20 protein-coding genes are annotated in these 19,629 nt (G+C 65.0%); 10 read left to right on the top strand and 10 right to left on the bottom strand.

The genetic code is table 11. The annotated features are described in order from the left end of the window. Positions 1-26: 26 nt before the first annotated feature. Complete coding sequence (locus tag J2S96_RS09090; RefSeq protein WP_306862051.1) at positions 27-266, bottom strand: Trm112 family protein; 240 nt, start codon at positions 264-266, stop codon at positions 27-29. Positions 267-461: 195 nt separating this feature from the next. Next, on the bottom strand, positions 462-842 hold the full coding sequence (locus tag J2S96_RS09095; RefSeq protein ID WP_306862053.1) for a DUF3499 domain-containing protein: 381 nt from the start codon (positions 840-842) through the stop codon (positions 462-464). Between the two features lie 97 nt (positions 843-939). On the opposite strand from J2S96_RS09095, the gene J2S96_RS09100 reads away from it, so the two are divergent. After that, positions 940-1,458 (top strand): metallopeptidase family protein, encoded by a 519-nt coding sequence (locus J2S96_RS09100; protein WP_306862056.1) that lies wholly within the window; start codon positions 940-942, stop codon positions 1,456-1,458. Here J2S96_RS09100 and J2S96_RS09105 read toward each other — a convergent pair. The 3 genes from J2S96_RS09105 to J2S96_RS09115 are packed head-to-tail and all read right to left on the bottom strand — an operon-like array spanning position 1,452 to position 7,010. After that, positions 1,452-3,125: a DUF5719 family protein gene (locus J2S96_RS09105; RefSeq protein WP_306862059.1), complete on the bottom strand. Its 1,674-nt coding sequence runs from the start codon at positions 3,123-3,125 to the stop codon at positions 1,452-1,454. The genes J2S96_RS09100 and J2S96_RS09105 overlap by 7 nt on opposite strands. Next, positions 3,118-6,465 carry a glycosyltransferase family 2 protein gene (locus tag J2S96_RS09110; RefSeq protein WP_306862296.1) on the bottom strand — a complete coding sequence of 1,116 codons (3,348 nt, stop codon included), beginning with the start codon at positions 6,463-6,465 and terminating at the stop codon, positions 3,118-3,120. The genes J2S96_RS09105 and J2S96_RS09110 overlap by 8 nt, the downstream gene beginning before the upstream one ends. Beyond that, the gene (locus J2S96_RS09115; protein ID WP_306862298.1) at positions 6,465-7,010 is read right to left on the bottom strand and encodes a WhiB family transcriptional regulator; all 546 of its coding nucleotides are present in this window, start codon (positions 7,008-7,010) and stop codon (positions 6,465-6,467) included. Before J2S96_RS09115 ends, J2S96_RS09110 begins: the two co-directional genes overlap by 1 nt. Before the next feature lie 372 nt (positions 7,011-7,382). Here J2S96_RS09115 and J2S96_RS09120 point away from each other — a divergent pair, with 372 nt between their 5' ends. Continuing rightward, positions 7,383-8,081, top strand: a complete 699-nt coding sequence (locus J2S96_RS09120; protein ID WP_306862063.1) for a TIGR03089 family protein — start codon at positions 7,383-7,385, stop codon at positions 8,079-8,081. Here the strand turns inward: J2S96_RS09120 and J2S96_RS09125 are convergent. Continuing rightward, on the bottom strand, positions 8,068-8,640 hold the full coding sequence (locus tag J2S96_RS09125; protein ID WP_306862066.1) for a GtrA family protein: 573 nt from the start codon (positions 8,638-8,640) through the stop codon (positions 8,068-8,070). The two genes, J2S96_RS09120 and J2S96_RS09125, sit on opposite strands and share 14 nt — an antisense overlap. Before the next feature lie 172 nt (positions 8,641-8,812). Here J2S96_RS09125 and J2S96_RS09130 point away from each other — a divergent pair, with 172 nt between their 5' ends. From J2S96_RS09130 to J2S96_RS09145, 4 genes are read left to right on the top strand one after another with little or no spacing between them, the layout of a single operon-like run. Continuing rightward, entirely contained in the window at positions 8,813-10,000 is a 1,188-nt protein-coding gene (locus J2S96_RS09130) for a 5-(carboxyamino)imidazole ribonucleotide synthase (protein ID WP_306862069.1), read from the top strand. After that, complete coding sequence (gene purE / locus J2S96_RS09135) at positions 9,997-10,590, top strand: 5-(carboxyamino)imidazole ribonucleotide mutase (RefSeq protein ID WP_306862072.1); 594 nt, start codon at positions 9,997-9,999, stop codon at positions 10,588-10,590. Before J2S96_RS09130 ends, purE begins: the two co-directional genes overlap by 4 nt. Before the next feature lie 57 nt (positions 10,591-10,647). Continuing rightward, entirely contained in the window at positions 10,648-11,898 is a 1,251-nt protein-coding gene (manA, locus tag J2S96_RS09140; protein ID WP_306862074.1) for a mannose-6-phosphate isomerase, class I, read from the top strand. Between the two features lie 3 nt (positions 11,899-11,901). Beyond that, positions 11,902-12,837 (top strand): lipid II:glycine glycyltransferase FemX, encoded by a 936-nt coding sequence (locus tag J2S96_RS09145; protein ID WP_306862077.1) that lies wholly within the window; start codon positions 11,902-11,904, stop codon positions 12,835-12,837. Between the two features lie 32 nt (positions 12,838-12,869). Here J2S96_RS09145 and J2S96_RS09150 read toward each other — a convergent pair whose 3' ends face one another. Beyond that, complete coding sequence (locus tag J2S96_RS09150; protein WP_306862079.1) at positions 12,870-13,823, bottom strand: endonuclease domain-containing protein; 954 nt, start codon at positions 13,821-13,823, stop codon at positions 12,870-12,872. Positions 13,824-13,964: 141 nt separating this feature from the next. Further along, positions 13,965-14,999 (bottom strand): class II fructose-bisphosphatase, encoded by a 1,035-nt coding sequence (gene glpX / locus J2S96_RS09155; RefSeq protein WP_306862081.1) that lies wholly within the window; start codon positions 14,997-14,999, stop codon positions 13,965-13,967. Between the two features lie 189 nt (positions 15,000-15,188). Between glpX and J2S96_RS09160 the strand changes: the two genes are divergently transcribed. The 4 genes from J2S96_RS09160 (at position 15,189) to J2S96_RS09175 (ending at position 18,405) form a co-directional block, all read left to right on the top strand. Then, positions 15,189-15,917, top strand: a complete 729-nt coding sequence (locus J2S96_RS09160; protein ID WP_306862083.1) for a DUF4245 domain-containing protein — start codon at positions 15,189-15,191, stop codon at positions 15,915-15,917. A gap of 9 nt (positions 15,918-15,926) precedes the next feature. Beyond that, positions 15,927-16,541, top strand: coding sequence for a carbonic anhydrase (locus J2S96_RS09165; protein ID WP_306862086.1), 615 nt, complete (start codon positions 15,927-15,929; stop codon positions 16,539-16,541). Positions 16,542-16,638: 97 nt separating this feature from the next. Beyond that, a complete protein-coding gene (locus tag J2S96_RS09170; RefSeq protein ID WP_306862089.1) occupies positions 16,639-18,075 on the top strand; it encodes a class II fumarate hydratase in 1,437 nt (478 codons plus the stop codon). Between the two features lie 129 nt (positions 18,076-18,204). Next, on the top strand, positions 18,205-18,405 hold the full coding sequence (locus J2S96_RS09175; RefSeq protein ID WP_306862095.1) for a hypothetical protein: 201 nt from the start codon (positions 18,205-18,207) through the stop codon (positions 18,403-18,405). Here J2S96_RS09175 and J2S96_RS09180 read toward each other — a convergent pair. Further along, positions 18,393-18,866: an NUDIX hydrolase gene (locus J2S96_RS09180; RefSeq protein ID WP_306862098.1), complete on the bottom strand. Its 474-nt coding sequence runs from the start codon at positions 18,864-18,866 to the stop codon at positions 18,393-18,395. The two genes, J2S96_RS09175 and J2S96_RS09180, sit on opposite strands and share 13 nt — an antisense overlap. A 163-nt stretch (positions 18,867-19,029) precedes the next feature. Beyond that, positions 19,030-19,611: a prepilin peptidase gene (locus tag J2S96_RS09185; protein ID WP_306862101.1), complete on the bottom strand. Its 582-nt coding sequence runs from the start codon at positions 19,609-19,611 to the stop codon at positions 19,030-19,032. Positions 19,612-19,629: the final 18 nt, after the last annotated feature.

A 19,629-nucleotide genomic window follows, 5' to 3' on the forward strand; every position in this document is an offset into this window, starting at 1 on the left:
GTCGAGTCAGTCGAGTCAGATGGGGCTCAGGCGTGGCGGGGACCGTCGTGCTGGCCTGCGTCGTGCTGGCCTGAAGACGCGGCGTTGGCTGCGGCCAGCAGTTCCGGGGGCAGCAGCAAGGGGATGCCGTCCTGGATGGCATAGCGGACCTTTTCACCCGAGGCCGCCGCAACCGTCGAGACAAGTTCCTCGCCGTCCTGCTCCAGCGGGGACCCGGTGACGGGGCACCGCAGGATGGACAACAATTCAGGACTGACCTTTGGCATGGTTGAAGCTCCCTGGATGGCATCTAGCGGACGCCGCTTTGGACAGATATGGCAGCTTCCAGAGTACAACCCGGCGGCGCAGGGAACGGTGTCACACAGCTTGTCCTGCAGGGAACGGCGACACACAGGGCAAGAAGACGGTAATTTCCCGTGGTCCGGGGTTGCAGTGGTCCAGGGTTGCAGTGGGACAGGGGTTCAGGAGGGGTCGCGCAGGATGCGCAGGTGGCGCCTTGTTCCCTCTACGGGGGCCGGGCCGTCGAAGGGAGCGCGGACTGTGCGCTGTTCCGGCGCCGCCGGAGCCGGGGCCGATGCGGCTTCGCGCACAGCGTTCGCCAAGGCAAGGAGATCGTCCGGCCCCGGCTCCGGCGGGGAGGACGGCATGGCGAGCCGCATGACTTCCCAGCCCCTCGGCACAGTCAGCGACTCGGCATGCTGCGCGCACAGATCGTAGGAATGCGGTTCGGCATAGGTGGCCAACGGACCAAGCACCGCCGTCGATTCGGCGTAGACGTACGTCAAAGTAGCCACCGCGGATTGGCGGCAAGCTGATCTGGAACACTGACGAATTGCACCCACAACATCCCAGATTAGCCGCACTTCGCCGCGGCGCGGGGCATTGCCTCTTTGACGGCATTATGTCGCGTTGGCCGAATCACGGGTCTAGAGTCGATATATGCAGTCACAGCACCACGTTCCGGGCTTCACAGTTCGTTTGTCTGACACCGGCGACAGCCAGGAAATGACGACGGCGGGCTCATCCGCGCGCGGGTTCAGGGAGCGCCGCAGGAACCGCCATGGACGGGGGTTGCGGGGGGAAATCATCCTTCCCAACCTTCCCGGCTACCGGACGCGTGCCGAAAGGTTCGATGACCTCGTGCTCGATTCCGCGGAACGGCTGCAGGATATGTGGGGCAAAAGGCTCGACGGCGTCGCGTTCGCCGTCGACGAGATCCCGCCAAACCTTGAGCAACTCGTGGCAGAGGGAACCCCGGCACCGCTGGGCGCATACACCCCTGCAGCCCACGGCGCAGGACCCGTAATCACCATCTATCGACGCGTCGTAGAGCACACCACCGGCGGCCGGGAGGACCTGCAGGACCTGGTGCACGACGTCGTTGTCGAGTACACCGCCGAGATGCTCGGCGTGCCGCCGGAGACCCTGGACCCTGTCTACCGCCGTCGTTATCAGTAACCCAGGTTGACCTGCACTTTTTCGTGGCCCGCAGCGCCATCCTGGATAGCCAGGACCGAAACCCCGGACTGCCCGTCCTGGCCAAGCACGAGCGCGCCGTAGGCCGCGTCGCCTGCCGCGGACACGACGTAGCCGGAAACCGCGGCGCCGTCGGACTTATCCGGAACGGCGATGACTGAGGTAGTCCCCCCGGCGATATCAACGCTTTCGGTCTTGTGCAGCTTGCCGTCCGAAGTGACGGGCGTGTAACTGACCGTGGCCCGGCCCGTAGGCACGCCGAAGCTCAGGGAACGCGAATCGCCTTGAGGCACCGCAACTACATGCTGGCTGCCCAGGCGGCCCGCAGCCGGAGACCAGGCGAAATCGAGGGGATCCCCGGCCTTTAGTCCCCGCGTCACGCGGGCGGATGCGATGAAGGAAACATCCGAAGTAGCACTCACGGTATACATGCCGGCCGGGACGCCCGTGAGCGGCACTTCGGTGACTGAACCTGCTTTGGCGGTCACCGCTCCCCCGCCGGGCAAAGCGCGCTGTCCGTTCGGCCCGAACAAGCGCACGTCCAGGACGGCGTCCACAGGACCAGGGACGGTGATCTGCAAGGCAGGAACAACATCGGCGAAACCTGGCTTGTCCGCAAGTGACTTCACGGCGGCCGGGTCCTGGATGTCCACCCCGGTCATGACTTGGGAATCAGACGAACCAGCACCTGGAGTAATGAGCTCGACACCGCCGGCAGTGAGTCCCCGGAGGACGCTTTGCTGAATGGTTCCCGCAACGGGGCCGCCGCTGCTGCGCAGATGAACCGAAAGCTGCCCCTCGTTTGGGGCCAGTCCAGCCAAGTTGATGGACCGGGTAGTTCCCGGGGATACGAGCAGGCCGCGGCTGTCCGGGGCCTGGATCTGTCCATGGGCACCGAAAAGGTCAAGATTGACGGTAGCCGGTGTTCCCGAAGCATTGCTGATGTTCAAAACCGCCAGTCGCCCCAGTGCGGTGTTGGCTCCCAGGAGCCACGCATCATTGACTGGCTGTTGGCAGGGGGCCGCCGCCAGGCCGCGGAGATCGCCGTCGCTCGCGGTGTAGCTCATCAAGCCCGCTACCGCGGCCCTTTGGCCGCTCACGGGATCTGCCCCCACCACAGTGACGTCGGCCGCGGGCCTCTGGGCCACGACGCCGGCATTCAGGACCGGAGGACCTGACGCCGGGGCTTGGGCGTTGGCGGGAGGCTTGGCAATGTCGGCGATCGGAGCGCCACCCAGCGACGCGATGTTGCTACCGGGAACCGATCCCTTGGCGTCACTGAGGACTACGGCATCGAGGAAGCTCTTTGCTGAACGCGAGACAGGGCTGAACTGGGTATCGGTGCCCGCCGCGGAACCTTCAGGAAGGCGCGGAGGAGCCGGACACACTGCGGTTGTCCTGCCTGCCGGGACATCCGCGAGGGCAATGTCCACGCTCTTGTTCCCCGACGGGGCAGGCAGGATGGATGCTGCCGACACCATTCCTGCACCCGCGGCAAGGAGCAACGTCGCGGAAAGCGCTCCCAACACAACGGCCTTGTTCTTGGAGGCGGTTTTGCGCTGGTCGCGGCCCTTGGGGACGGCTTTGCGCTGGTCGCGCCTCCTCGACTCCGCACTGGCCTCGGGTGCCGGGCCTTGGTTGTCAGACACTGCTGTACTCCTTACGGAGAGAGTTTTGTTCCTTCAGATGGCCGGCCTTCGGCCTGCGGGCGGGCACCGGGATGGCCAGCAAGACCGTCAGTCCAATAACCACGGCCTGCAGAATGCCGAGCCACGGCTCCCAGACGGTGGTGTAGCGGATCTCGATCTGGCCGCCTGCGGGCGGCAAGCTGAATGCTTGCGCCCATCCGGATGTCGTCGGGCTCAGTTGGCGGCCATCCAACCAGGCACTCCAGCCGGAGTCGGCCCGTTCTGCGAGCACTATCTGGCGTCCGTCCCCGCCTGCCGGGATGTTTCCGGCGACAGACGTTCCCAGGGAGGGCAAGAGGGCAACAACGGCACCCTTTGCGTCCACCACCCTGACACGGTGCGCAGTCTCGGCATCGGCTGCGGCGGCCTGTTTGAGAGGAGTGACACGCCACAGCCAGCCGGAATCGGTCTTGCCCACCGCCACCAGGCCGGGAACGGAATCGATCCGGTTGGCCATCAGCGGGGCAGCGGTGTCGGCTGACTTCAGAACCACGAATCCCGCGCCGAGCTGCTCAAGGCCGGGCCGGGGGTCCACGCCTGTTCCAGCAACAATCGTGGCTACGGCGTTCCGGATGGACGCAGTAGCGTCGTCGTCGGCCATAAGGCGTTCCTGCCCGGGTGAACCCACGATGGAACGTGCCGCGGCGATGGTGGAAAGCGAATCCAAGGTAGTTCCGGCTCCCCGCATCAGGGAAGAGGTGTAGCCCCCGCTATCATCCGCGGTGATGACCAGCGTCCGGGTCTGTTCCGGCCCTTGGCCATGGTCGACGGCCGTGGCGGGCAAGGTGCCCGGCCCTGAGGGCTGGACCAGGCGCGGCGCGCCAAGCGCGCCGATCGGTGCAGGCGAGGTGCCTGCGCCGGCCAGGACATTTCCGGTTGCCCATAGCCCCATGCTGGCCAACGGCCCGGCGATGAGGAGGAGGGTTGCGAGAGCGGAAACGGTCCGGACAGCCGCGCGCTGGACCGGGCGGCCCTCCTCTGCCTTGGCTTTGAGCCGGAGAAGGTTCTCGGCGCCGATCAACGCCGCGCCCAGGATCGCGAACCCGGCGGCGGAAACCGCCGGCCCGGTGAACGGCGAGACGAGCAGGTTGCCGTCGACGCCGGTTGCCACATGTCCGGCGAGCCATGCCCAGGCGAGGAGCAAAAGGGCCCCTGCCCAGAGGAAACGTGTGACGCGGGACCGCCGTCCAGGCACGAAGAGTGCGGCGATGGCCAGGAGCAGGACCGGCGCACCCACCAGCACGGCGAGAGCCAGTGCCCATGGAATACCGGAAGGGCCAAAGAGGGGCAAGCCGGCCAATCCACCATTGACGTCGAATTTGAGGGGTTGGCCGAGAATCTGCTGCCACAACGGTGCTGCTTCGAACCCCAGCGGGAGGCCGGGATCGGCCAACAGGGCGCGGGGCCTTTCCAGGACCGACACGACGTACGGCGCAAAAAGGGCGGCGCTCGGAAGCAGCGACCACCAGATGGTCCGGCCACGCCGCCCCAAGGCGATGCCGCAGAAAACAATGAGGACGGCGAAGGGAGCCAGCAGCGACGGCGCTGACGCCGTCACTACGGCAAGCGCAAGCCCGGCCGCGGCAGCGGCTGTCCACGACGGAGTCCCGTTGACGCCCGGCTTGCCCTGCACGGGCTTGCCTCCGGTGTAGGCGGACGGCTGCACCCGATGGCTTTTCAGGTGTTGGTCGAATCCAGCGTCGCGCCCCAGAGCCGTTCCGGTGGCCCGAAAGAGGGCCAACACCAGCAAAGGCATGGCCACGTGGGCCAGGAGGGCCCCGGCCCTTCCCTGGTTCAAGGCGACCTGGAGGGCCGGCGCACCGGCCCAGATCAGCGCCGCAATGAAACGGTAACGGCGCAGCGTGGTCATCGCGCCAGCGGCAAACCACGCGCCCAGGCCAGAGATCGGCATGGCCAGCAGCAACAGCCAGGCGATGGCTGTGCTGGAGTCGCCTCCGCCGAGCAGCGACACAAACCACAGGATGTAGGCGAAGGGATCCCCGTGTCCGGGCAAGCCTGCACCCAAGCTGATCCACCAACTGGACGCGGAGCGCCAAATGTCGGCGGTGGCGGACAAAGGCAAGAGGCCTCCGCCAGTCACCCCGTTTGCACCCAGGAGCCCTGGCAGTCCCACGATCGAGGCAGCCAGCGCCACAAATCCGGCCGCCACGGCCCCGGTGCCGATCCAACCCCGCTCATTCGTAGCAAGGGCCACGAAATCGTCACCGGCGTCGCCGCTCGGTTCCGGAGCCAGGGTATCCGTCTCCTCGAATTCGTCTGCGCCAATCGCCTCGACAAGGGAGCGGCGGTGGGCCCGGACCTCGCGCCGCGGAGCCTGCAGACCCTTGACCATCGAGCGCCGGACGCGTCGCGTCCGGGCCGCGTTCCGCCTGGACCGCCAAATCGCCCTTGGACGGGCGAGCGCCGCAAGGGTAGCGCCAAGCTGGGAAATCCCGTAACCCGGTTCTTTGACCAGGATGCTCAAGACGAGCCGCACTATGCTCCCAAGCAACGCGCCAAGCGCGTGCAGCGGAACCTTCCACGGGGCAGCATGGGTGAGCCTCAAGTGGACTTGGCTCTTGCGTGCGGCCGCGGGTGTCGCCAAGCCGTGGGGCCGGTGCTCCACGTGGAACATGCGCGCCGTCGGAACCACCACAACCCTGTTGCCCGCAAGCCAGTTGCGCCAGCAGAAATCGACGTCGTCTCCCACGCCGGGAAGGGCGGGGTCGAAACCGCCCAGCTGCTCCCAGGCATCGCGGCGGATCAGCATGCCCGCGGAGTTCACCGCGAAGGTGTCCGTTCGCCCGTCGTACTGGCCTTGGTCGAGCTCGTCGGCTTCAATGAGCGTCAGCCGTTCGGCCCAACGGCTCGTGGACAAACCAGCGTCGATGAGCCTGCGTTCCGCATCCCAGGCCAACTGCTTGCAACCGGCCACAGTGACCGAAGGCGCGCGCTCGACTGCGTGAAGAAGCTCGGCGAGTGCATCCGGGGCCGGAGCGGCGTCGTCATGCAACAACCAGATCCATTCCACGGCCTCAGGCCCACGCGAAGGGGCCGATCGGGCCAGCCCGGCCATGACGGCCGCACCGAAACCTACTTTGTGTTCGCCTGTGCTGGTGACGTTGGCATCGCCGAGGGCCCGCTGCAGCAACGCTGCGGACTTGTCGCGGGAGCCCGTATCAATGCCAATGGCGGCATCTGCCGGACGTGTCTGGTCCAGCAGAGCCGCCAGGGTCCTGGGGAGATAGTTACCGCCGTCATGCGAGACGACGACGGCGGTAACGTGTACTGCCTTGAGAATTAGACCGCTCGCTTCCTCAGCCTGCGGCGTTCGCGCTCGGAGAGCCCGCCCCAGATACCAAAACGTTCATCGTTGGCAAGTGCGTATTCAAGGCACTGCGAACGGACATTGCACGCGCCGCAAACCTTCTTGGCATCCCGCGTGGAGCCGCCCTTCTCGGGGAAGAACGCCTCCGGGTCAGTCTGGGCGCACAGGGCGTCCGTCTGCCAGCCAAGTTCGCCTTCGTCGTCGAAGTCACCTTGGCCCGGCAACCCGATCCATACCGGCTGGGCCGGGTTGTCGAACGGACGGCGCAGTTCCATGGGGGGATCATCGAGATCGTCCTCCGGATCTACCGGAGTGTCCCCCACAAGAGCCTCGTGGGCAGCAAGAAGCGCTGTAGCTTGCTCTTCCAGCGACTCCCGAGTGGTTTCGATATAGCGGTCCGCCGCCTGCGGATCTGCCGGGTCAACATACCAATCCCCCGGAACTTCGCGCGATCGGTACTTCACCGACGCATATTCCGCGACGACTGCATCTTCCTGGATACGCAACGCTTGCCCCATGGCGTCCCTCCTGATTTTTGCAGCTGCTGCCGTGCTCATTCGGTACTCGGTTATGTACCCGATACTCCCGCAGCGGCGTTTGATATCTAATTACACGCGTGTAACTAGCAAGCCGTCAAGCCGCGCCGGGATAATAATCAACTTTCCGCACTAACTTGCGGCGCGCCACGCCCGGGATTTTCCCGTCCTCTTCCGCGCGCCCCGGCGAAAAACGGAAGTCCCACATCACTTAGATGAATTTACGTTGAATTTCGGGGAAATCGCTTCCGCCCATTGCCGCCGCACCCTCGCCGCCCCGCGGCCCCATGTGGTGCAATTCACACATCCACGCACCCATCCGGTGGCGCAGGCGCCCCGTGGCAAGATGTAGCCATGAGCACCCCAGCGATGAACCTGATGGCAGCCCTGCGTTCCGGGAACGCCACATCCCCCCGCTTGACTTGGTACGGGCCTGACGCCGAACGTGTGGAGCTCTCAGGGCGGGTCCTGGACAATTGGGTGGCAAAAACAAGCAACCTGCTCCAGGACGAACTCGACGCCGAGCCTGGCATGAGCCTTCGCCTGGACCTGCCGGCCCATTGGAAGTCCCTCGTGTGGGCACTGGCCGGATGGCAGCTGGGCATGGAACTGGTGCTCGACGGCGGCAGCGCAGATTTGCTTGTCACAGACACCCCGGACGTCGGAGCACGAGCCGGTTTCGACGCCGTCGTCGCCGTGCCGCTCGCGGCACTCGCGATGCGCTGGCCGGGAGAGCTGCCGCCCGGCGTCGTGGACTACGCGGCCGAAGTCCGCTCCCACGGCGATGTGTTCATGGCGCACACCGAACCGGACGCCGCACTGCCGGCCCTGCGCTGGACCGGCCCCGGACACTCCCACAGCGAACTGCTGGACGGCTTCGCCAAGGACCATAACGCCGGCGTGCGGCTGCTGGTCCGGGCGGCCGACGGTTTGGAGTCGGCCCTCGCGGACGCACTGGGCGCGTGGAACAAGGACGGTTCAGTAGTCCTCGTGCACCCGGACGTTGAGGTCACCCAGCACCTTTTGGACAACGAGCGCGTCAGCGGCGCTTGACCGCGTCTTCGCCTTCATCGGAGCCAGCCGCCGAGCCAGCGGCGTGGATTGCCTGGGCCTTGGCCTTGTGGTGGGCGTCGATGATCTCGTGGTCGTGCGAGAAGGCCTCTTCTTCGTCGAGCTCCTTGTTGAACACGAGGAAGCGGTAAGCGAAGAAGCGCACCACGGTGGCCACGAGGATGCCGACGATCCCGGCGGCGAAGAGGACGTTCTTGTCCTGGATGTTCATGCCGTATTTGGCGATGGCGGTGAAGCCAGTGGAGATACCGATGCCGATGCCGTTGATGATGATGAACATCACGAACTCGCGCACCACATTCGCCTGGCGGCGGTGCCGGAAAGTCCAGAAGCGGTTGGCGATCCAGGAGAACACCGTGGCCACGGTGGCGCCGACGAAACGGGCCTTGGCTTCGCTGTCCGACATCGGGCCGTGCATGAGATAGTAGGTCAAGCCGTTATCTATGACGAACCCAACACCGCCGACAGCGCCGAACTTCGCTACTTCGCGCCAAAAGAGCGAGGCGAGCCCGCGCATACGATCTGCAAGTGTGTTGATCATGACCCTCCATGGCCGTTGTTCTAGGGGGCCGATGGGCCGAGGCTCTATTTTAGCTCCGATTCCTTGGAGCTTGCCGAATTGTCCGGTGCCAACAGCCCTGCACTGACGCCGCAGGGGCCCTGGCAGCGAACAGAATCAAGGAACCAGCCGCCGGTTCGGTAGGCTGAACCTTGTGACTTTTCCTGTAATTGGCGTGGTTGGCGGCGGCCAACTCGCACGAATGATGGCCCCGGCCGCAACCGCCCTTGGCTTTGAACTCCGGGTCCTTGCCGAAAATGAGGATGTTTCCGCGGTCCAGGCCGTGGCAACGGCTCCCATTGGCGACTACAAGGACCTCGCCGCCCTCCTTGAGTTCTCGCAAGGTCTGGACGTCATGACGTTCGACCACGAGCACGTCCCCACCGAGCACTTGAGGGCGCTTATCGAGGCCGGAGTCAACGTCCAGCCCGGCCCCGATGCCCTGGTGCACGCACAGGACAAGCTCGTCATGCGCGCGGCAATCGACCGCCTGGGGCTCCCCAACCCGGCGTGGGCTGCCGTCCATGGCGTCGAAGACCTGGTGGCTTTCGGCGAGCAGACCGGCTGGCCGGTCGTCCTGAAAACTCCCCGCGGCGGCTACGACGGAAAAGGCGTGCGCATCATCCACTCCGCCGACGACGCCCGGAGCACCACGGACTGGTTCGACGCCATGAGCCCGCTATTGGCCGAAGAGAAGGTTGACTTCAGCCGCGAGCTTTCCGCGCTCGTTGCGAGGACACCCGACGGCGAATCCCGTGCGTGGCCCGTTGTCCACACCGTCCAGGTGGATGGCGTCTGCGACGAAGTGATTGCGCCGGCCCAGGACATTCCGACGGAGGTCGCTGCCGCAGCCGAAGAGGCAGCGCTGCGGATCGCCAACGAACTCGGAGTCACGGGCGTCATGGCGGCGGAACTCTTCGAAACGCCCGGCGTCGGAGTCGGGTTCCTGATCAACGAGCTAGCCATGCGGCCGCACAACACCGGCCACTGGACCCAGGACGGCTCCGTCACCAGCCAGTTTGAGCAGCACCTGCGCGCGGTCCTGAACCTTCCCCTCGGCGCCACCGACGCCCTGGGTGCGGTGGCGGTCATGAAGAACTTCCTGGGCGGCGACAACCAGGATCTCTACAGCGCCTACCCCAAGGCCCTCGCCTACGAACCGGCCGCAAAGGTGCATTGCTACGGCAAGTCCGTGCGGACCGGCCGCAAGATCGGGCACGTAAACCTCGTTGGCACTTCGACGGCAGACGTCGACTCCATCCGACACCGCGCCACCGTAGTGGCCGACATCATCCGTGACGGCCGCATGCCGGCCGAGACCACCTCAGAGGAGACCGCATGAGCGCCGAGAATATGGATGCCGGAAACAACGGCCCGGCGAACGCCGCACCGATCGTAGGCCTCGTCATGGGCTCCGACTCCGACTGGCCCGTCATGGAAGCCGCTGCGGACGCCCTGGCCGAATTCGGCATTCCCTTCGAAGCCGACGTCGTCTCCGCACACCGCATGCCCACGGAAATGATCCGCTACGGCCAGACCGCCCATGAGCGCGGCATCCGGGTCATCATCGCCGGAGCAGGCGGCGCGGCCCACCTGCCTGGCATGCTCGCTTCCGTCACCCCGCTACCCGTCATCGGTGTCCCGGTCCCGTTGAAGACCCTGGATGGCATGGATTCCCTGCTGTCCATCGTGCAGATGCCCGCCGGCGTTCCCGTAGCCACCGTTTCCATCGGCGGTGCCCGCAACGCCGGCCTCCTGGCCGTCCGCATGCTGGCATCCGGAACCGATGAACTGGCTGTCAGGCTTCGTGGCGAGCTGCTCGAGTTCGCCCAGGAGCTCAATAACACGGCCACCGAAAAGGGCGCCAGGCTCCGCGACAAGGTCGCCGAAGTCTTCTCCACGGCGAACGTCTCTGCCCGGAGCAGCCGCTAAGAGGCACTCCCCGGCAATCCCGAATGAACCGTCCCGCAATGACAAGGATCCCCTGCCGTGTACCAGCTTGAGAATGTTCTCCGCCCCTACGCGTGGGGATCGACGACGGCGATCGCGACGCTGCTGGGAAGGCCGGCCTCGGGTGGGCCGGAGGCAGAGTTGTGGATCGGAGCGCACCCGGACTCGCCGTCTCTGGCCGCCCGTCCGGATGGGTCTACCGTCGCCCTGGACGCCCTGATCAGCTCGGATCCGGTGCACTTCCTTGGTGAGGCGAGCGTGGCCGAGTTCGGTCCCCGCTTGCCTTTCCTCGCCAAGCTCCTTGCAGCCGACAAGCCTCTCTCCTTGCAGGTACACCCTCGCCGGCAGCAGGCCAGGGACGGCTTCGCGAAGGAAAATGCCGCGGGCCTGGCGGCGGACGCACCCGAGCGCAATTATCGCGACGACAACCACAAGCCGGAGATGATCTTCGCCTTGACGCCGTTTCACGCCCTCTGCGGTTTCCGTCCGGCCGCCGAGTCGCAGCGTGTCTTCGAGCACCTCACGGCACTCTTGGACCTTGCCGCCGTCGACGTTCCTGACGTCATCGCCGGAGTCATCGCCGACCTCTCCGGCTCGGACGAGCCCTCGGCACTCAAAGCTGCGTTCACCCGGTTGATTACCGGCGGGGACGCCGTCTCCGCGGCCACCGAGCAGTTGGTTTCCATCCTGAAATCGGGCGCTCCGATGGGTCAGCATGCCGCGGAACTTTCCACCATGGTGGACATCAACAGTGAGTTCCCGGGAGATCCCGGCGTCCTGATCTCCTTGCTCTTGAACCTTGTCTTCCTGTCCCCGGGCGAATCCGTGTACCTGCCGGGCGGAAACGTCCACGCCTACCTGAAAGGCCTCGGCGTCGAGGTGATGGCGGCATCGGACAACGTGCTCCGCGGCGGCCTCACTCCCAAGCACATCGATGTCCCGGAACTCCTGAAGACCATCGAATTCGCTTCGCTCGGCGTACCGCGCATCGAGCCCAGGATCTCCATACTCGGCCAGGAGCTTTATGTGCCGCCGTTCCGGGAATTCCAGCTCCAGCGCATCGAGTTGGCGCCCGGAGCGGAACCGGTGCCGATAGCCCAGGCCGGTCCCGCCGTCGTCGTCGTGGTGTCGGGCTCGGTCGTGCTCGACTCCCCCAAGAGCGAGCTCTCGGTGGAGCGCGGCGGGAGCGCGTTCATCCCGGCGTCCGAAGAGCCCGTCATGGTGCACCCGGTAACCGGTGCAACGGGAACCAGCGTCGCCTTTGCCGTCACAACAGGTTCGGAAAGCTAAGCGGTGGAATACTTCCTGCAAACGCCCGCATGGGCGTCCTTCCAGCGTTCCCTCGGCCGTACGGTGCACGAGGAATCCGGTCCCGGGTGGCGTTTCCTCGCTGTGGAGGAAACAAACCCCGCCGGCAAGGTCATCTACACGCCCTATGGACCCGTGGCCGACTCGTTGGGCGCCTTCGACGAAGCCGTAGCCGCACTCGTGGCGATCGCACGCCGAAGCCGGGCCGTGTTTGTCCGGATGGAACCGGTCACCGCCGGGTTCGACGCCGCCGACGCCGGCGCCATCCTGCGGGAACGCGGACTGCAGCCGGCGCCGTCCAACCAGCAACCTGAATTGAGCTGGATCGTGGATCTGGACGGGGATTTCAAAGACGTCCTTGCCGGCATGAAACCCACCAACCGGAACCTCTACCGCAACATCCACAAGAAGGGTGTGACCTTCCGGTCTTCGCAGGATCCCGAAGAGATCTCGGTGCTCCTGAACTTCCTGCACATGACCGCCGCGCGCAACGGTTTCAAGCCCCAAAGCGATGATTACCTGAGCTCGGTGGCCCGCTCCCTCATGCCAGCCGGTGCCGCAACGCTGTTCATCGCGGAACTTGCAGGCGAGCCCATTGCGGCGGCTTTGGCCTACGACTCCGCCGACACGCGCACCTACGCCCACGCGGCCCTCGATGACACGCACCGCAAGCTCAGCGTGGGCATTCCGTTGCTCGTGACGCTTATGGCCGATGCCAAGGACAAAGGACTCAAGCACGTCGACCTGTGGGGCGTGGCGCCGGAGGACGAGCCTGAACACAAGTGGGCCGGATTCACTGCGTTCAAGAAGTCCTTCGGGGGCCGTGAAATCGCCTACCCGGGCACGTGGGACCTTCCCGTCAACAAGCTCCGCTACGGCGCCTACCAACTGGCCCGGAAGCTGCGCGACAAGCTCCGTTAGGGTTCCTTCGCGCGAACTGGCAGCAGATGCCCTCAAAATCCGATTTTGCGGGCACCTGCTGCCAACTCGCGGCCAACCCACAGTGCCCGCCGCACTTTCTCTACCACTCCCGGCCGGGGCCCGAGCAAATCCTCATGGTGGACCCGGACTTCGCGCCAACCCAGCCGTTCGGTCAGCGTTTGTCGCCTAATGTCCCTCCTGTATTGCTCATCCTCCCCGTGATGACCGCCGTCGTACTGGAGGGAGACCTGCTGCCTGGGGTACGCGGCATCGGGCCATACAGCGGGGGCACCCCACTCATTGAAGATGACGTGGTTCAACGTGGGTTCAGGCAAACCTGCATGCAGCAATATAAGGCGCATTTGCGTTTCCCGCGGCGAATCCGCGCCGACTCTAACCAGGTCCAGGGCCAGCCGGGCCTTCCGCACGCCGCGCATTCCCGGATGGGCTGCGACCATCGCCTTCAAATCGTCGACGGTCGCCAACGCCTTGCGCGGCCGGGGATGGTATTCGCCGTGCTCGACCACGATCGAGTCGCCCGCCGCGACAATGTCGTCGATACTCATCAGTTGGGCCAAGTCCAGCCACGTCCGCGCGGGCGAGGTGAGCCGGACGCCGTCGAGCACTATCACCTCACCCGGTTTGAACGTCAGTTGGTGCCCAACAACATTCCGCCTCCGCGGTTTCCATCTCTCACCCGGGCGGGCCAGGTGAATCCGCCAGTCCGCATCAAGTGCTTTGGACAAGCTGATGCCATAGATCCGCGCCGCGGAACCATGGCTCAGGAGGCACTCTGGATCGAGCTCGATGTAACCCCGCAAGTGCTCTGCCACTGTCCCTGTGCAGTGTAGCGGCAGGCGCAGTCCCCGTGACAAGGTCACAATACCCTCGCGGCGCAGTTGCTTCTGGCTCAGTCCGAGGGTCTCCGCGGCCGACGCCGGAAACGAACCGTTTGGAAGCTGCGCGGGCATCGGAGTGCGGGACATGCTCAATTGTTGCCCGCCGTCGAGCCCTAAATTGGGTTATCCACAGGTCGGATTCCCCGATTTAACGCGAACTGGCAGCAAATGCCTCCGGAATTCAATTTAGAGGGCATTTGCTGCCAGTTCGCGCAGGACGTTGGGCCCTTACTTGCGGGCGTAGGTTTCCCACTTGTTGGCGTGGTGCTCGGCATCGACGAAGCGGATGGTGCCGGACTTGGAGCGCATCACGATGGACTGGGTCAGGACCTTGTCCTTGGAGTAGCGAACACCCTTGAGGAGGTCGCCGTCGGTGATGCCGGTGGCTGCGAAGTAGCAGTTGTCACTCGTGACGAGGTCGTTGGTGGACAGCACGCGCTCGAGGTCGTGTCCGGCGTCGATGGCCTTCTGCTTCTCGTCGTCGCTGGTAGGCCACAGACGGCCCTGGATGACACCGCCGAGGGACTTGATGGCGCACGCGGCAACGATGCCTTCCGGGGTGCCGCCGATGCCCATGAGGGCGTCGACGCCGGTGCCGGAACGTGCCGCGGCAATAGCGCCGGCCACGTCGCCGTCCATGATGAACTTGGTGCGGGCACCGGCTTCGCGGATTTCCTCCACCAGCGGGCGGTGGCGGTCGCGGTCCAGGATCATGACGTTGAGCTGGTTGACCTTGACGCCCTTCGCCTTGGCGATCAGGTGCAGGTTTTGCTTCACGGGCAGGCGCAGGTCCACCATGTCGGCGGCTTCGGGACCCGTGACGAGCTTCTCCATGTAGAACACAGCGGAAGGGTCGAACATGGTGCCGCGCTCGGCCACTGCCAGCACGGCGAGGGCGTTGTTGATGCCCAGGGCCGTCAGTCGGGTTCCATCGATGGGGTCGACGGCGACGTCGCACTCGGGTCCGGTGCCGTCACCGACGTGCTCGCCGTTGAAGAGCATGGGGGCTTCGTCCTTTTCACCCTCGCCAATGACAACGACGCCGTTGAAATGGACGGTGTGGAGGAAGGAGCGCATGGCGTCAACTGCGGCGCCGTCTGCTTTGTTCTTGTCGCCGAACCCCACCCAGTGGCCACCGGCAATGGCGGCGGCTTCGGTAACCCGGACAAGTTCGAGGGCCAGGTTGCGGTCCGGCTCATCGGTCCCGACGGCGAGCGCCGACGAAATCGTGGAATACTTCTGGGAAATTGGCGCTGGAGACACGTGAACCTCTTCTTCGATGACGCGATTCGTGGGACCAGGAACGGCTGCGCTTGGCGGCCTGAATGATTCCTCTAGAAGAGATCATAGTCGCGGCGAGGCGGCGCGGTCATGGGATGACCGGCTCCCCGAGTGCCCCTTGCGCAGACGGGGCAATGTGTATTAGCCGCTTGGATAGGAGACTATTGAAGCGTGAGTGAAACGCAAGACAAAGCAATTGCAGCTGCCCCGTCGGCTGAAACAGGCGCCGGAAGCGCCGACACGGCCGGCACCGTTGACGCTGGCCAGCCCGCAGTCAAGCCCGTTATCGCGGCAAAAGCAGCCAAACGGGCCAACGCATCGGTAATCGGGATGCTTATCGCGTTGCTCCTTTGCGTGGTGGCGTTCCTGCCGATCGTGCTCATGAATCCGGCACCAAAGAGCAACGGTTACCGGCCCAACATCGACGTCGCCGCATCCGCGGCCAATGCAAAAGATGTGGCGGGTTTCACACCTGTGGCGCCTAATACCGGCGAAACATTTAGTCCAAACTACGCTCGCTGGACATCCGGGACCGGCGATGGCGTACCCACGTGGGAGGTAGGCTACGTCACCCCCAAGCAGGCCTTCATCGGACTCATCCAGACCCGCAAGGCCAATCCAACCTGGATTTTCCAGCAGACGGGCAACGCTCCCGTTACAGGCACCCGCAGCGCCGGCGGCCACGACTGGGAGCTCCATGACACGGCCAAGGGCAACCGCAGCATGGTCCTGAACTACCGCGGCACCACGATCATCCTGAACGGCAGCGCAGGCCTGGACGAGTTCTCCACTTTGGCCGCAGACGTCGTGAAAGCCATGGACGCAGCTCCGGCCGCTTCGCCGGATGCGAACACCTTGCCCGGCGACACAGGTTCGCAGCCGGCTAGCCCAAAGCCGTAGAGTAGCGCCGTGACTACCTATCTGACTCCTGCACTCGCCTGGCGCCGGTTGCGCGAAGGAAACGAACGCTTTGTCGCCGGGGCATCCTTGCACCCCAACCAGGACGCTTCCCGCCGTCACTCCCTGGTCGAGGACCAGCATCCATTTGCCGTGATCTTCGGCTGCTCGGATTCCCGCCTGGCTGCGGAGATCATCTTCGACCTCGGCCTCGGCGATGTCTTCGTGGTCCGCACGGCCGGGCAAGTGATCGACGACGCCGTCCTCGGTTCGCTCGAATACAGCATCTCCCAACTGCATGTACCGCTCATCGTGATCCTGGGCCACGACAGCTGCGGCGCGGTGACCGCGACCAAGGGTGCCGTCGAGACCGGTGACATGCCGGCGGGTTTCATCCGTTCCCTCGTGGAGCGCATCACGCCTTCCGTCCTCACCGCAATGCGAAATGAAGAGACGGACGTCAACGACATGGTGGTGGAGCACGTCAAGCAGACAGCCAGCCGTTTGGCCGACAGTTCCCGTGTGATTTCCGACGCGATCGACGACGGGCGGGTCGCCGTCGTGGGGCTTTCCTACAAACTGGATGAGGGCCGTGCGGACCTTGTTTCCGGGATCGGCAAGCTCTAGGCCGGATGCGGTGCCGCCCCGTCGGGGCGGTACGCAGCGGCCGTAGCTTTGCTCCACCGGTTTTCGGTCAAGCGGCTGCTCGCCATAAGCTAGCCCCATGACTTCCACTCAAGAATCCAACACGGCCGAGTTCCGTATTGAACATGACACGATGGGCGAAGTTCGCGTTCCCGTGAACGCCCTGTACCGCGCCCAGACGCAGCGCGCCGTGGAGAACTTCCCGATCTCCGGCAAGACGCTTGAGCGCGCACACATCGAGGCCCTGGCCCGCGTCAAGAAGGCCGCAGCCTTGGCGAATGCTGAACTGGGAGTGCTCGACGGCGAGCTCGCCGAGGCGATTGCCAACGCTGCCGATGAGGTTGCCGCCGGAAAGTACGACGGCGATTTCCCCATCGACGTCTTCCAGACCGGGTCCGGAACGTCGTCCAACATGAACACCAACGAGGTCATCGCGGAGCTTGCCACCCGTGCCCTCGCTGCTGCCGGGAGCGACAAAGTTGTCCACCCGAACGACCACGTCAATGCGTCCCAGTCCTCCAACGACGTCTTCCCGACGTCCGTCCACGTCGCCGCGACGTCCGCCCTGATCAACGACCTCATCCCGGCCCTCGAATACCTGGCGGCTTCTTTGGACCGCAAGGCCGTCGAGTTCAAGGACGTCGTCAAGTCGGGCCGAACCCACCTCATGGACGCCACTCCGGTGACCTTGGGACAGGAGTTCGGCGGCTACGCCGCGCAGGTCCGTTACGGCGTCGAGCGCATCAACGCGGCCCTCCCCCGCGTTGCCGAGGTCCCCTTGGGCGGCACCGCCGTCGGCACCGGCATCAACACCCCGGAAGGCTTCCCGGAGCGCGTCATCGAGCTCCTCGCAGCCGACACCGGCCTTCCGTTGACCGAGGCGCGCGACCACTTTGAAGCGCAAGCCAACCGCGACGGCCTCATCGAGGGCTCCAGCCAGCTGCGCAACATCGCAATCTCCTTCATGAAGATCAACAACGACCTCCGCTGGATGGGCTCCGGCCCCAACACGGGACTGGGCGAAATCTCCATCCCGGACCTCCAGCCCGGCTCGTCCATCATGCCCGGGAAGGTCAACCCGGTCATCTGCGAAGCATCGATCATGGTCTGCGCCCAGGTCATCGGCAACGACACTGCCATCGCCTGGTCCGGCACCAACGGCGCTTTCGAACTCAACGTCGGCATCCCCGTGATGGCTGCCAACCTGCTCGAATCGATCCGCCTCCTGGCCAACACGAGCCGCGTCATGGCCGACAAGATGATCGATGGCATCACCGCTAACGTCGAGCGTGCCCGCTTCCTGGCCGAGGCTTCCCCGTCCATCGTGACCCCGCTGAACAAGTTCATCGGTTATGAAGCAGCGGCAAAGATCGCCAAGAAGGCCGTTGCAGAGGGTTTGACGATCCGCGAGGCCGTGATCTCCCTCGGTTACCTTGAACGCGGCGAACTGACCGAAGAGCAGCTCGACAAGGCCCTGGACGTCACCACCATGACCCGCCCGGCCCACAAGGCCTAGTTTCCCGCCTGCGCACGGGACATGCCCGGCCTTGGCTCGGACCAGTGGACATATGAGGAATATGCCCACCGTCCGGGACCAAGGCCGGGCATGTCCGTCTGGGCGTCCATCTGGCCTAGGCTGGAAACCATGAGTTCAGAGCCCGAAGAATCCGCGAACATCAGCCCGGCCGTTCGATGGGGACTAGGGGCCGTGCTTTTCGGCCTCCTGGCCGTCTCCATAGGCTCCGCCACGGGCGAATGGTGGACCATCGTGGGCGCCATTGCCTGCGGTGTTTGCGCTTGCCTCTTCGGCGCCCGCGCGATCCTCGCGGCCCGTCAATCGCGCTGATACACGACGGCGGAGCCCGGCTCCAGAGCAAGCCGGATGGTCTCGCGGTGCCCGGCGCTGATCTCAGGCAACTCGTCCAGGGCAAACCAGCCGACGGCTATTGATTCGTCGTCGTTAACGCGGGCCTCCCCCGAGACATAACGGCACTTGAAGGCGATATCCAGGAAGTCGCACACGTCACCGTTGGGATAGGTCACCGGGCCGATCACGCCCACCGCCAGGATGCGCTCGGTTTCCGCGACCACCGCAGTCTCCTCGAAAATCTCCCTGATCAAGCCGGGGGCCGGGTGCTCCCCTGGTTCCAGCATTCCGGTAATCAGGGTCCATCGGCCGTTATCGGCCCTTTGGCACAACAGGACCCGGTCCTGATCGTCCAGGACCACGCCTCGCACGCCGGGAAGCCACAGCGGGTCGTTGCCGATCTTCTCGCGGATTTGGAGGATGAATTCAGGGACCGCCACTTCCTAGCCCCCTTTCGTTGAGACAGTCATCACCAACAAGGGCACTCCCCCGCTTCCGGATCGGATCCGCCAGTAGGCCGAGTATCCCACCGGCGATGCCCGAATGACAGCGGGCAGGCCGCTCGACCGATCACCTCCCGCGCTCCCTTGCTCACGGCTCCCATCACCCGGGCAGGGCAAACATCGCCGCAGCCGCACCGGCGAGCATGAACGGCCCGAACGGTATGGCTGATTTCAGGGTTCCCCGCCGGGCAGCCAGGACCCCCATGCTCCACAGCCCGCCGAAGAGGAACGCCGCAAACGTCCCGGCGAACACATGCGCCCAACCCAGATAGCCAAGGTAAAGGCCGAGGACACCGGCCAATTTGACGTCTCCGAAGCCCATCCCGGGCGGATAAACCAATCGCAGAATGAAGTAAAACACCCACAGCACGGCTCCCCCGGCCACGATTCCCAAGGCAGGCACTCCGAGGAAGGAGGCAACGCCGTCGGGAACGGACCCTGCCGCTCCGCCGGCGACGGTCGTTGACGTACCGCCGGCCACGGTGACTGCTATCGCCGCGCCGAGCAATAACACACCGGCAATGGCGTAGGACGGGAAAACGATCCGGTTGGGCAAGAGGTGGTGACGGACGTCGATGACCGTGAGGCGGGCCGCCATGATCGCAAAGTAAACACAGGCTGCCAGCAGGAGCCAGAAGGCCGGGAAACTGGTCCCCCACAATTCGCCGAGTCGTCGGATCACTCTCGGATGCTATCGGTT

The organism is Arthrobacter bambusae (assembly GCF_030812595.1).
Taxonomy (GTDB): Bacteria; Actinomycetota; Actinomycetes; order Actinomycetales; family Micrococcaceae; genus Arthrobacter; species Arthrobacter bambusae_B.

Excerpts from the sequence above, each read along its gene's own strand:
- J2S96_RS09175 (WP_306862095.1), top strand. The coding sequence starts at position 18,205 with ATGAGTTCAGAGCCCGAAGAATCCGCGAACATCAGCCCGGCCGTTCGA.
- J2S96_RS09150 (WP_306862079.1), bottom strand. The coding sequence starts at position 13,823 with ATGTCCCGCACTCCGATGCCCGCGCAGCTTCCAAACGGTTCGTTTCCG.
- J2S96_RS09120 (WP_306862063.1), top strand. The coding sequence starts at position 7,383 with ATGAGCACCCCAGCGATGAACCTGATGGCAGCCCTGCGTTCCGGGAAC.
- J2S96_RS09100 (WP_306862056.1), top strand. The coding sequence starts at position 940 with ATGCAGTCACAGCACCACGTTCCGGGCTTCACAGTTCGTTTGTCTGAC.
- J2S96_RS09090 (WP_306862051.1), bottom strand. The coding sequence starts at position 266 with ATGCCAAAGGTCAGTCCTGAATTGTTGTCCATCCTGCGGTGCCCCGTC.
- J2S96_RS09115 (WP_306862298.1), bottom strand. The coding sequence starts at position 7,010 with ATGGGGCAAGCGTTGCGTATCCAGGAAGATGCAGTCGTCGCGGAATAT.
- purE (WP_306862072.1), top strand. The coding sequence starts at position 9,997 with ATGAGCGCCGAGAATATGGATGCCGGAAACAACGGCCCGGCGAACGCC.
- J2S96_RS09125 (WP_306862066.1), bottom strand. The coding sequence starts at position 8,640 with ATGATCAACACACTTGCAGATCGTATGCGCGGGCTCGCCTCGCTCTTT.
- J2S96_RS09170 (WP_306862089.1), top strand. The coding sequence starts at position 16,639 with ATGACTTCCACTCAAGAATCCAACACGGCCGAGTTCCGTATTGAACAT.